Consider the following 12,314-nt stretch of genomic DNA (forward strand, 5'->3'; position numbering starts at 1 on the left):
ATCATCTCAATACTGTTCGCCTGCACGGTAAACTCGCCAGGACGCGTCATTTTGCTGACCTGACGGTACTGGGTGGCTTCCAGCAGTTTAACCATTTCGTTTTTACTGACCGACATTTCCGGCTCAAGGTTGACCATCCAGCCATATACCGCCGCCGGCAACTGCCAGACCTTGCCATCGATACGGCTACGGATTTTTTGATCCAGATAGACGCCGTAAATGGCAAGCAGTACCGCAAAAACAATCGCAATTTTCAGCAGCAGCCACAACCAGCTGCGCTTACCACGAGGCTTACGCCCTTTGCCTTTACCTTTACGCGGCATCGGTTCTTCATCCTCATAGTCATCATCATATTCGTCGTCGTACTCATCATCTCTGAGCTGGCGACGGCTCACCTTTTGTTTCACCGGACGCGTGGGTTTCCCTTTGCGTCCAATTGGCTCGCGGTCATTCCCGGCCATGCTTTTTCTCCGCAACATTCAGGCGCAAAGGCCTGATTCTCTGTTCTTCCGTCAGAAGACAGAAGAAGAAATCTCTCAATTTTACTGCTCTTTTGCCGGATGCGGCATAAACGCCTTATCCGGCCTACGAATACTTTTTGGTTCGCCGCGTCGGCGCCGTGTTCGCCGGATCGTCCGGCCAGACATGTTTGGGGTAGCGCCCTTTCATCTCTTTTTGCACGTCGCGATACGCCCCTTGCCAGAACGCGGCCAAATCCTGAGTAATCTGCAACGGTCGCTGCGCGGGGGATAAGAGCTCCAGCACCAGCGGCACGCGGCCCTCCGCAATAGTCGGCGTTTTGGCCTCGCCAAACATCTCCTGCATTCTGACCGCCAGCGCCGGCGGGTTATCTTCGTGATAACGAATGGCTATCCGACTTCCCGTCGGCACAGTGTAATGTGTGGGTAACGAACTCACCAGACGTTGCTGCAGGGAATAATCCAGTAATCCGCTCAATGCCTGGTGAACATCCAACGATTTCAGGCCGCGCAGCGAATGCACGCCGCTCATATGCGGCAGCAGCCAGTTCTCCAGCGTGGCCAGCAATGTCCTGTCGTCCACCGCAGGCCAGTCATACTCCGGCAGCCATTTCGCCGCACAATGCAAACGTAACCGCAGTTGTTCTGCCGCAGGCGTCCAGTTGAGCACGCTCAGGCCTTTATCGCGGATACCGTTAAGCATCGCCAGATGCAACTCGTCTTCAGACGGTTTTGCCAGCGGCTGGACTTTAACCGTCAGTTCGCCTATCCGCATTCTACGCCAGGCTTTCAGCGTCCCCTGCGCCTCATCCCATTCAATGGTATCAGACTGCTGTAGCAGTTCAGGACAACGCGAGATAAGCGCGTCGATATCGAGCGGCAGCGCCAGCAGGATCCGCGCATCCGGCGACGCGCTCCCCTGCAGCAACAGAGGCGCAATCAACCATTCGTGCCGCCCCAGCGCATCATCGACATCCAACGCCGCGCCCATGCCGTTCGCCAGTTGATAACGCCCGTCCTGGCTGCGTCGACGCGCGATGCGATCGGCAAAGGCCTGGGCCAGCAGCGGGGCGATGCGCGACGCATCCGCTTCGCCGTTACGAACATTCAGACGTTTGAGAAGTTGCTGACTGCGCTGCTGCCAGGCAGGCTGATGGCGGGAAAACGCCACGCCCAGATCGGTATTGCCCATCCGCGGCGGCTCCTCAAGAATGGCTGCCAGCTTTGCTGCCGTAGCTGCATCGTCGGGCGTGGCAGCACTGACTAGCATCGCAGCCAGGCGCGGATCGTTACCCAACGCCGCCATTTTTTGCCCTATCGCACTGAGCTGCTCGCCATCCAGCGCGCCCAGCATGTGCAGTAATCGTTTCGCCGCCTGTACGTTGACGGCGGGCGGCAGATCCAGCCAGGTAAGTTGCGCGGGAGCGCGACATCCCCACTGCAACAACTCCATCAGCAAACCGGAGAGATCGCTGTGCAACATCTCAGGTTCCCCCTGCGCTGCCGCGCGTTCCGCCTGTTCTTTCGCCAGCAGATGCAGACAAATCCCCGGCTCCAGACGCCCGGCACGCCCGGCGCGCTGGGTCATTGAGGCCTGGCTAATGCGCTGAGTGATAAGCCGGGTCAACCCGGTTCGCGCATCAAACCGCGCCACCCGCTCCTGCGCGCAATCCACTACCAGTCGAATCCCCTCAATGGTCAGACTGGTTTCCGCAATATTGGTTGCCAACACAACTTTGCGCATCCCGTCCGGGGCCGGCAAAATCGCTTTGCGCTGATCGTTGAGCGACAGCGCGCCATACAGCGGACACAGCAGCACATCGCTGCCGACTCGCGTACTTAATTGCTCCTGTACGCGCAAAATCTCTCCGACACCGGGTAAAAACAGCAGCAGCGAGCCGGGCTCTTTGCGCAGCAGCTCGGCGCAGGCGACCGCCACGGCTTCGTCGAAACGCAATTGCGACGCCAGCGGTTGATAACGCCGCTCAACGGGAAAGGCGCGCCCTTCGGAAACGATCACCGGCGCATCCGGCAGGCACTGTTGCAGGCGATCGTTATCCAGCGTAGCGGACATGATCAGTAGTTTGAGATCGTCGCGCAGCCCTTGCTGCACATCCAGCAGCAGCGCCAGCGCGAGATCCGCCTGCAAACTGCGTTCGTGAAATTCATCGAGGATCACCAGCCCAACGCCACTGAGTTCCGGATCACGCTGGATCATACGCGTCAGAACCCCTTCGGTAACCACCTCAAGCCGTGTTGCTGGCCCGACGCAGGATTGTGCCCGCATCCGGTAACCGACCGTCTCACCGGGCTTTTCATTGAGCAGTTCCGCAAGCCTTTGCGCCACGTTTCGTGCCGCCAGACGACGCGGTTCCAGCAGGATAATCCGCCCTTCGAACCCTTTATGTGCCAGAAACTGTAGCGGCAACCAGGTTGACTTACCGGCACCCGTCGGCGCGCTCAGCAGAACCTGCGGCGCAGAATCCAGGGCGGTAAGCAATTCAGGCAGTACAGCAGCAACAGGTAACGACGTCACAAATGGCTCCAGAGGGTTAACATTCTTCGCGCCGCATTGTAGCATCGCGTTAATTCATAACCGAGTACCTAAGATGTCTGAGCCGAAACGGCTGTTTTTTGCCCTCGAACTCCCCACCACCGTGCGCGAAGAGATAATACAGTGGCGAGCGGCGCATTTCCCCCCTGAAGCGGGGCGACCGGTCGCGGCCGAAAATCTGCATTTAACGCTGGCGTTTTTAGGCGATGTGAGCGCAGACAAACAACAGGCGCTGATCGCCCTTGCCGGGCGCATTCGCCAGCCCGGTTTTACGCTCAATCTCGATGATGCCGGGCAGTGGTTACGCTCTCGTGTGGTCTGGCTGGGGACGCGTCAGTCCCCACGTGGGCTGCTGCAACTGGCCAATATGCTGCGAGCCCAGGCGGCGCGCAGCGGTTGTTATCAGAGTCCGCAGCCGTTTCACCCTCACGTCACGCTGCTGCGCGATGCAAGCCATGCGGTGGCGATTCCGCCGCCGGGCTTTTGCTGGTCCTTTCCGGTGACGGAATTTGCCCTCTATGCCTCGACCTTTGCACGCGGTCGCACGCGTTATACGGAACTTCAGCGCTGGACGCTCAGCGACTAATTAAGGAAATGCGCGATGCAATTTACTCCTTCTCTCCAGCGCGCGACGCTGGTTCAGCGGTATAAACGCTTTTTAGCCGATGTGATCACACCTGACGGGACTGAACTCACGCTACACTGCCCTAACACCGGGGCGATGACCGGGTGTGCAACGCCCGGTGATACGGTCTGGTATTCGACGTCGGAGAATAGTAAACGCAAATATCCGCACACCTGGGAATTAACGCAAACCCAGACGGGCGCGTTAATTTGTGTGAATACGTTATGGGCTAACAGGCTGACGAAAGAGGCCATTGAACAGGGGCGAGTTTCAGAACTTTCAGGTTATTCCACGCTGAGAAGCGAAGTAAAATACGGAGCCGAACGGAGCCGCATTGATTTTATGTTACAGGCAGATTCGCGGCCTGACTGCTATATTGAAGTGAAATCGGTAACGTTAGCGGAAAAGGATTTTGGTTATTTTCCCGATGCCATCACTGAACGAGGTCAGAAACATCTTCGGGAACTGATGAGCGTAGCGGCTGAGGGCAAACGCGCAGTGATTTTCTTTGCCGTCCTGCACTCCGCCATTACACGGTTTTCACCCGCGCGCCATATTGACGCGAAATATGCGCAACTATTGTTCGAAGCACAGCGTAAGGGGGTAGAAATTCTGGTTTATAAAGCGGAACTTTCTGCCGATAGTATGACTCTGATAGAGCCATTAACTGTCACTTTATAGTGTTGTAAACAATTGGTTATTTAGTATTCTGGTCGCGTGCGCAAATACGCTTTTCCTCACAGGGTTGTCAAGTGTTACGTTTAGTTAATTGCTATCCGGAAAAGCATCTGCTATTTATAGCGACCTGATTTTTCCCCCGAACATGGGGATCGATAGTGCGTGTTAAGGAGAAGCAACATGCAAGAAGGGCAAAACCGTAAAACATCGTCCCTGAGTATTCTCGCCATCGCTGGGGTGGAGCCGTACCAGGAGAAACCGGGCGAAGAGTATATGAACGAAGCCCAGCTGTCGCACTTCAGGCGTATTCTTGAAGCATGGCGTAATCAACTTAGGGATGAAGTCGATCGCACCGTTACTCATATGCAGGATGAAGCTGCCAACTTCCCGGACCCGGTAGACCGTGCCGCACAGGAAGAAGAGTTCAGCCTCGAACTGCGTAACCGTGACCGTGAGCGCAAACTGATCAAAAAGATCGAGAAAACGCTGAAAAAGGTTGAAGACGAAGATTTCGGCTACTGCGAATCCTGCGGTGTGGAAATTGGTATTCGTCGCCTGGAAGCGCGTCCGACAGCCGATCTGTGCATCGACTGCAAAACGCTGGCTGAAATTCGCGAAAAACAGATGGCGGGCTAAGGCCTGGCGTTTGAAACGTTTACAACAGGCGGGGCTTTCCCCGCCTGTTCATTTTTACACAAAGATGACTGACTCACACTACATTGGCCGATTCGCTCCATCGCCTTCCGGTGAACTGCATTTTGGCTCCCTCATTGCTGCGCTGGGCAGCTACTTACAGGCTCGCGCCCGTCAGGGAGTATGGCGAGTACGTATAGAAGATATTGATCCCCCTCGTGAAGTTCCCGGTGCCGCTGACACTATTCTGCGTCAACTGGAACATTACGGCCTGCTCTGGGATGGCGACATTTTATGGCAGTCACAACGCCATGACGCCTACCGCGAAGCGCTCGCCTGGTTATACGACCGGGGGCTGAGCTACTACTGCACCTGTACCCGTGCGCGGATCCAGAGCATTGGCGGAATTTATGATGGTCATTGCCGTGAGTTACACCACGGGCCGGAACAGGCGGCGGTGCGGATTAAACAGCGGCATCCTGTCACCCGTTTTCACGATCGGCTGCGCGGAGACATTCAGGCTGACGAACGACTGGCGAGAGAGGATTTTATTATCCATCGCCGTGATGGACTGTTCGCCTATAACCTGGCGGTGGTGGTGGATGACCATTTTCAGGGAGTCAGCGAAATCGTGCGCGGCGCCGATTTGATCGAACCGACGGTGCGACAAATTTCACTGTACCAGCAGTTCGGCTGGACGCCTCCCGACTATATTCATCTACCGCTGGCGCTCAATGAACAAGGCGCTAAACTTTCCAAACAGAATCATGCCCCTGCCTTGCCGCACGGCGATCCACGCCCTGTTCTAATCGACGCGCTACGCTTTCTCGGGCAACAGAGCGATTTGCCGTGGCAGGAGATGTTCGTCGATGAGATCCTGGCATCCGCCGTGGCAAACTGGACGCTTTCGACGATACCTGAATCGGCGATTGTAAATCCGGCATTCTCAAATACGTCGTGCTGAGCTATGATTAGCCGCTATTTTTACACAGCCAACGATTTGAACTGAATTCTGAATATTGTTTGACACTACCGAGGTGCACTATTTTTACCCGAGTCGCTAATTTTTGCCGCAAGGTGCTAAGCCGCGAGGAGAGCGAGGCCGAAATTGCCGTCGCCCGTCCGCGTATGACGGTCATCCCGCGCGAGCAGCACGCTATTTCACGCAAAGATATCAGTGAAAATGCCCTGAAGGTAATGTACAGGCTGAATAAAGCGGGATATGAAGCCTGGCTGGTTGGCGGTGGCGTCCGCGACCTTCTGCTCGGCAAAAAACCGAAAGATTTTGACGTCACAACCAATGCGACGCCGGACCAGGTGCGCAAGCTGTTCCGCAATTGCCGTCTTGTTGGCCGCCGTTTCCGTCTGGCGCACGTCATGTTTGGCCCTGAGATTATTGAAGTCGCCACCTTTCGAGGTCACCACGAAGGCAGCGAAAGCGACCGCACCACGTCCCAGCGCGGACAAAACGGCATGCTGCTGCGCGACAACATTTTCGGCTCCATCGAAGAAGACGCCCAGCGCCGTGATTTCACCATTAACAGCCTTTATTACAGCGTCGCCGATTTCACCGTTCGCGACTATGTCGGCGGCATGCAGGATCTGGAAGATGGCGTGATTCGCCTGATCGGCAATCCGGAAACCCGCTATCGCGAAGATCCGGTGCGGATGCTGCGCGCCGTGCGTTTCGCAGCCAAGCTCGATATGAAGATCAGCCCGGAAACGGCAGAGCCGATCCCGCGCCTGGCCACACTACTCAACGATATCCCGCCTGCGCGTCTGTTTGAAGAGGCGCTGAAGCTGCTACAGGCGGGCTACGGCTATGAAACTTATAAAAAGCTGCGCGAATACAGCCTGTTCCAGCCATTGTTCCCGACCATTACGCGCTATTTCACCGAGAATGGTGACAGCGCAATGGAACGTATCATCGCGCAGGTACTGAAAAATACCGATAACCGCATTCATAACGATATGCGCGTTAACCCGGCCTTCCTGTTTGCCGCGATGTTCTGGTATCCGCTGCTGGAAATGGCGCAGAAAATCGCCCAGGAAAGCGGTCTGGCCTACTATGACGCGTTTGCGCTGGCAATGAATGAAGTGCTCGATGAAGCCTGCCGTTCGCTGGCAATCCCGAAACGCCTCACGTCGCTGACCCGCGATATCTGGCAGCTACAGCTGCGCATGTCTCGTCGTCAGGGTAAACGCGCGTGGAAGCTGATGGAGCATCCGAAATTCCGCGCCGCATATGATTTACTCGCTCTGCGTGCTGAAGTGGAAAACAATGCCGAACTGCAGCGTCTGGCGCAGTGGTGGGGAGAATTCCAGGTTTCTGCGCCACCCGAGCAGAAAGGCATGCTGAACGAGCTGGATGAAGATCCATCGCCGCGCCGTCGTCACCGTCGTCCGCGCAAGCGTGCGCCGCGTCGTGAAGGAACGGCATGACCCTCGTTTATATCGCACTGGGCAGTAATCTGGCCTCTCCTCTGGAGCAGGTCAATGCTGCCGTCAACGCGATAGGCGAGATCCCCGAAAGCCAGATTGTCGCCATCTCTTCTTTTTATCGAACCCCGCCGCTGGGCCCGCAGGATCAGCCCGATTACCTGAACGCCGCCGTGGCGCTGGAAACAACGCTCGAACCAGAAGCCCTGCTCGACCACACCCAGCGCATCGAACTCCAGCAGGGCCGGGTACGCAAGGCCGAACGCTGGGGACCGCGCACGTTAGACCTGGATATCATGCTGTTTGGCGATCGCGTCATCAACAGCGAACGCCTGACCGTGCCGCATTACGATATGAAAAATCGCGGTTTTATGCTCTGGCCGCTGTTCGAAATCGCCCCTGACCTGCACTTCCCTGACGGTACCTCACTGCAACAGAGACTCACTCATCTTGGTGCAGAAAAACCCGCACACTGGTAATGGCCCTCACCTCATTTCCTGTTTTTTGCTTTCGCGCAAACAGTTGCTTAAAACAATTGCCCCCCTGAATGTGACTGTTAGAATGCCGGTAAATATGACGTTCACCATCAGGAAATGTTATGAAACCGACCACCCTCTCGCTGTTGCAGAAGTGCAAACAAGAGAAAAAACGCTTCGCCACCATTACTGCTTATGACTACAGTTTCGCCAGACTGTTTGCCGACGAAGGGATCAATGTGATGCTGGTCGGGGATTCCCTGGGGATGACAGTACAGGGGCATGACTCCACCCTGCCGGTGACGGTTGAGGATATCGCTTACCATACGCAGGCGGTGCGTCGCGGCGCGCCGAATTGCCTGCTGCTCGCCGATCTGCCGTTTATGGCTTACGCGACGCCGGAACAGGCCTTTGAAAATTCGGCCACCGTCATGCGCGCGGGCGCGAATATGGTCAAGATTGAAGGTGGCGCCTGGCTGGTGGAGACCGTGAAAATGCTCACCGAGCGCGCGGTCCCCGTCTGCGGACACCTGGGCCTGACGCCACAGTCGGTCAATATTTTCGGCGGCTATAAAATTCAGGGCCGTGGCGATGCCGGACAGGTTTTGCTGGACGATGCCCTGGCGCTGGAAGCCGCAGGCGCGCAGCTCATCGTGCTGGAATGCGTCCCGGTTGAACTGGCCAAACGCGTGACGGAGGCGCTCTCCATTCCGGTTATCGGTATCGGTGCCGGCAACGTGACCGACGGACAAATTTTAGTCATGCACGACGCCTTTGGCATCACCGGCGGCCATATTCCGAAATTTGCCAAAAATTTCCTTACGCAAGCAGGCGACATGCGCGCCGCGGTACGGCAGTATATTGCCGAGGTTGAGTCCGGCGTCTATCCGGGCGAAGAACACAGTTTCCATTAAGGAGTCTTGTTGTGCTGATTATTGAAACCCTGCCGCTGCTGCGCCAGCATATCCGCAGAGCCCGTCAGGAAGGGAAGCGCATTGCGCTGGTGCCGACGATGGGCAACCTGCATGATGGTCACATGAAGCTGGTGGATGAAGCCAAAGCCCGTGCGGACATCGTGGTGGTGAGTATTTTCGTCAACCCAATGCAGTTTGACCGTCCGGACGATCTGGTGCGCTACCCTCGCACGCTGCAGGAAGACTGCGAAAAACTGAACAAGCGTAAGGTGGATTTCGTCTTTGCTCCCGCACCGGACCAAATCTATCCTCAGGGCACCGACGGGCAGACCTATGTGGATGTCCCCGGCCTTTCGACGATGCTGGAAGGCGCCAGCCGCCCGGGCCATTTCCGTGGGGTTTCAACCATCGTCAGCAAGTTGTTCAATCTGGTACAACCGGACGTCGCCTGCTTTGGCGAGAAAGACTTCCAGCAACTGGCGCTGATCCGCAAAATGGTTGCCGACATGGGCTACGACATCGAGATCGTCGGCGTGCCGATTATTCGCGCCAAAGACGGTTTAGCCCTGAGTTCGCGTAACGGTTATCTGACGGCCGAACAACGCAAAATCGCCCCAGGTTTGTACAAAGTGATGGGCCGCATCGCGGAGAAACTGCAGGCCGGCGAGCGTGAACTGGAAGAGATTATTGCCATCGCTGAACAGGAGCTGACGGAAAAAGGCTTCCGCCCCGATGACATTCAGATCCGCGATGCTGACACGCTGCTTGAGCTAACCGAAAGCAGCCAGCGTGCGGTGATTCTGGTTGCCGCATGGCTTGGCCAGGCACGGTTAATTGACAATCAGACGGTTGCATTAACCCAGTAGACAGGGGTTAAAAATCGGGCAATACTGCCTGAGAAATTTCTCAAAGCAGGTTTCGACCTGCTTCGTTATCGATACGAGTTTAAGGTAGACGTTATGATTCGCACTATGCTGCAGGGCAAACTCCACCGCGTGAAAGTAACTCAGGCGGACCTGCACTATGAAGGTTCCTGCGCCATCGATCAGGATTTTCTGGATGCCGCCGGGATCCTTGAAAATGAAGCCATCGATATCTGGAACGTGAGCAACGGTAAACGCTTTTCCACCTATGCGATTGCCGCCGAGCGCGGTTCCAGAATCATCTCCGTCAACGGCGCAGCGGCACACTGTGCCAGCGTGGGCGACATTGTGATCATCGCCAGCTTCGTGACCATGTCTGACGAAGAAGCGCGCCGCTGGCAGCCAAAGGTCGCTTACTTCGAAGGCGATAATGAAATGAAACGCACCGCAAAAGCTATTCCGGTTCAGGTTGCGTAAGCGAACTACCCCTGCGGCTGATTGCTGATCAGCCGCGACATCGTCTCCAGCGAATCCGTTCTCAAGATATACAGGCGTTTCAGTAAAAACGGATTATCCCCTGGCTTCACTTTTCCTTTCACCGTAGTCACCGCCAGGTGAAATCCAGCCTCTTCCGCGGCTTTTACGGCCGTCGCGTTATAACCGCCAAACGGATACGAAAGATAAAGGACATGGGGATTAAACGGGGCCAGCGCACGCCGGGAGCGTGCAAAATCAAACAGAATATTGTGATGGCTGCGGCTGAGCAGGATTGGCCGGTGATAGCCGTCGACCCGATGTAAAAAGTGCGTATGGGACTGAAAGTCAAACACGTCGCGGATACCATTAAGCTCTGAAATACTCATAAACTGCAGCGATTTGGGGTCCCATTTTTGTGGGCGAACTTTAATTCGCGACGAGATAATAAACGCCGTGGCCTTCATCCCGTACTGCTTCAGCACCGGATATGCATAACGACTCACCGACTTCAGGCCGTCATCAAAGGTAATTACCACCGCTCGCGCGGGCAGATTCATGTTGTTACGCACATAGCCTTCCAGTTGCGCCATCGTCAGCGTACGGTATCCGCGATCGCGCAGCCAGGTCATCTGGTTGCTGAAGGCGCGAACTGACGTGGTGGTGGAGGTATGACGAAAACGGGTGTTCTCTTCATCGCGCAGAATATGGTGATAGGTCAGCACCGGCAATCCACGGTCTTCCTGGGCATCGAGGGCGCTTATCCAGGCCAGCCGGTCGCCAATGCGAATCTGATACCAGGTTTGATTCAGCCGGTCTTTCAGTTTACTGATGATGGGATAACGCAGATTATCCGCCAGTATGCCAAACGGCGCACTACCAATATTCGGTGCGTTATAAACGGGGGTGGCTTGCCAGGTGATCAGATTCTGATTGCTGAGCGGTTTATTGAGATCGCCGAGGCTGTCCTCAACGCGTTGTTTACCCTGCACCGGTTCCAGATGGCCCTTATCAATAAACCCGGTGCCAAAACCGAATTTGAATTCGTAATAATCCGCCGCGACCGGAATGACAGAAATAATCTGTCCGGCGCGAATATTTCCCACGGTCACCATGTCATCGCCTATTTGCGCCCAAATAGCCGCATCTTCAGTGGTTTGCATATAGCGAGCAGGCAACGCCGCACTGACGACTGTAGAGAGGGACAGCAGCAGCAGAAACAGATATTTCATCATTAACCCTAACCGGGGCAAGAAACAACGCAGCGATTGTATCAATTCACCTCATTAATAAGAATGATCAATACTCATACAAATCGTGCAGCAGAACAAAGGGAGGATTTTTCTGTTGCTGATGCCAAAGACTGGTCACCTCTGGCCCACCAAGAGCAACTATCTGGTCGCGAAACGCCTGACTACTCATGGATTCTCGTATTGGGAGCATTTGCTCCAGCAACGTTACAGAAATGCCGGAAATGACTTCACACTGCGGATGTTTATGGCTCAGCAGTGACGCCACGCGATACGGCGCCTCACCGGGCTGGTCGGTCAGAAAGATGACGCCATCACCGGAATCCGTAGCATGCAATGCGTCGCACATCATCCGACTCAGCATGTTAGCGCTCAATCCACGCCAAAAATTCACCGCCCGGCATTGCGCCAGTGGGCCGTGTTTTTTTTCCAGAAGGCTCAGCAGTTCCTCAGCCTTATCGTCATGACAGGTTATGACCCAGCCTAGCATTTCTCACCTCATTAGCAGGCAAGTAGTTTATCAGAGTGACAAATGGAGAATGATGACAATGGTCAACAATCACCCTCTCCTCACCGGGAGGAGAGGATGAAAACGGTCAGCTACGCAACCCGCGACCGCGCTGGATTAAAGACCAGCACAGCAGATAAAACACCACAATAAAGACTACCAGCACGCCAAACGTAGTCACTAACGGCACATCGTGAATGCCGAGGAAGCCGTAGCGGAAGCCGCTAATCATATAGACGATTGGGTTCAGTTGCGATAAGCCCTGCCAGAACGGCGGCAGCAGCGTCAGGGAGTAAAACACCCCACCGAGATAGGTCAGCGGCGTCAGGACAAACGTCGGGATCAGGCTGATATCATCAAAGGTTTTCGCAAATACGGCGTTCAACAGCCCCGCCAGTGAAAACAGAATCGCCGTCAGAAC

Annotated in this window: 13 protein-coding genes and 1 pseudogene; 9 read left to right on the forward strand and 5 right to left on the reverse strand. The window is 55.4% G+C overall.

The annotated features are described in order from the left end of the window. Nucleotides 1–461 (reverse strand): annotated as a pseudogene (mrcB, locus tag AB7E14_RS12260) (bifunctional glycosyl transferase/transpeptidase); the annotation flags it as partial. A gap of 124 nt (nucleotides 462–585) precedes the next feature. After that, complete coding sequence (gene hrpB, locus AB7E14_RS12265; RefSeq protein ID WP_316962702.1) at nucleotides 586–3,015, reverse strand: ATP-dependent helicase HrpB; 2,430 nt, start codon at nucleotides 3,013–3,015, stop codon at nucleotides 586–588. A 73-nt stretch (nucleotides 3,016–3,088) separates the two neighbouring features. Here hrpB and thpR point away from each other — a divergent pair, with 73 nt between their 5' ends. From thpR to panD, 9 genes are all read left to right on the forward strand, one after another. Then, the gene (gene thpR / locus AB7E14_RS12270; protein WP_044326911.1) at nucleotides 3,089–3,619 is read left to right on the forward strand and encodes an RNA 2',3'-cyclic phosphodiesterase; all 531 of its coding nucleotides are present in this window, start codon (nucleotides 3,089–3,091) and stop codon (nucleotides 3,617–3,619) included. A 15-nt stretch (nucleotides 3,620–3,634) separates the two neighbouring features. Further along, a complete protein-coding gene (sfsA, locus tag AB7E14_RS12275) occupies nucleotides 3,635–4,339 on the forward strand; it encodes a DNA/RNA nuclease SfsA (protein ID WP_042997887.1) in 705 nt (234 codons plus the stop codon). A gap of 177 nt (nucleotides 4,340–4,516) precedes the next feature. Then, nucleotides 4,517–4,972, forward strand: a complete 456-nt coding sequence (gene dksA, locus AB7E14_RS12280; RefSeq protein WP_003829221.1) for an RNA polymerase-binding protein DksA — start codon at nucleotides 4,517–4,519, stop codon at nucleotides 4,970–4,972. Between the two features lie 64 nt (nucleotides 4,973–5,036). Continuing rightward, nucleotides 5,037–5,933 carry a tRNA glutamyl-Q(34) synthetase GluQRS gene (gene gluQRS, locus AB7E14_RS12285; RefSeq protein ID WP_316962716.1) on the forward strand — a complete coding sequence of 299 codons (897 nt, stop codon included), beginning with the start codon at nucleotides 5,037–5,039 and terminating at the stop codon, nucleotides 5,931–5,933. Between the two features lie 80 nt (nucleotides 5,934–6,013). Further along, complete coding sequence (gene pcnB, locus AB7E14_RS12290) at nucleotides 6,014–7,411, forward strand: polynucleotide adenylyltransferase PcnB (protein WP_205685287.1); 1,398 nt, start codon at nucleotides 6,014–6,016, stop codon at nucleotides 7,409–7,411. Then, nucleotides 7,408–7,887: a 2-amino-4-hydroxy-6-hydroxymethyldihydropteridine diphosphokinase gene (gene folK, locus AB7E14_RS12295; RefSeq protein ID WP_042997889.1), complete on the forward strand. Its 480-nt coding sequence runs from the start codon at nucleotides 7,408–7,410 to the stop codon at nucleotides 7,885–7,887. Before pcnB ends, folK begins: the two co-directional genes overlap by 4 nt. Nucleotides 7,888–8,006: 119 nt before the next feature. Then, nucleotides 8,007–8,798 carry a 3-methyl-2-oxobutanoate hydroxymethyltransferase gene (panB, locus tag AB7E14_RS12300; RefSeq protein WP_042997890.1) on the forward strand — a complete coding sequence of 264 codons (792 nt, stop codon included), beginning with the start codon at nucleotides 8,007–8,009 and terminating at the stop codon, nucleotides 8,796–8,798. Nucleotides 8,799–8,809: 11 nt separating this feature from the next. Beyond that, nucleotides 8,810–9,664 carry a pantoate--beta-alanine ligase gene (panC, locus tag AB7E14_RS12305; RefSeq protein ID WP_042997891.1) on the forward strand — a complete coding sequence of 285 codons (855 nt, stop codon included), beginning with the start codon at nucleotides 8,810–8,812 and terminating at the stop codon, nucleotides 9,662–9,664. Between the two features lie 93 nt (nucleotides 9,665–9,757). After that, nucleotides 9,758–10,138 carry an aspartate 1-decarboxylase gene (gene panD / locus AB7E14_RS12310; RefSeq protein WP_042323756.1) on the forward strand — a complete coding sequence of 127 codons (381 nt, stop codon included), beginning with the start codon at nucleotides 9,758–9,760 and terminating at the stop codon, nucleotides 10,136–10,138. 5 nt (nucleotides 10,139–10,143) lie between these two features. On the opposite strand, the gene AB7E14_RS12315 is transcribed toward panD, so the two are convergent. The 3 genes from AB7E14_RS12315 to AB7E14_RS12325 all read right to left on the reverse strand — a co-directional run. Further along, on the reverse strand, nucleotides 10,144–11,370 hold the full coding sequence (locus AB7E14_RS12315; protein ID WP_316962700.1) for a polysaccharide deacetylase family protein: 1,227 nt from the start codon (nucleotides 11,368–11,370) through the stop codon (nucleotides 10,144–10,146). Between the two features lie 64 nt (nucleotides 11,371–11,434). After that, complete coding sequence (locus tag AB7E14_RS12320) at nucleotides 11,435–11,875, reverse strand: PTS sugar transporter subunit IIA (RefSeq protein WP_316962699.1); 441 nt, start codon at nucleotides 11,873–11,875, stop codon at nucleotides 11,435–11,437. 106 nt (nucleotides 11,876–11,981) lie between these two features. Continuing rightward, on the reverse strand, nucleotides 11,982–12,314 hold a 333-nt coding region (locus AB7E14_RS12325), incomplete at its 5' end, for an ABC transporter permease (protein WP_428169559.1).

It is taken from the genome of Citrobacter sp. (genome assembly GCF_050252275.1).
Classification (GTDB): domain Bacteria; phylum Pseudomonadota; class Gammaproteobacteria; order Enterobacterales; family Enterobacteriaceae; genus Citrobacter_A; species Citrobacter_A amalonaticus.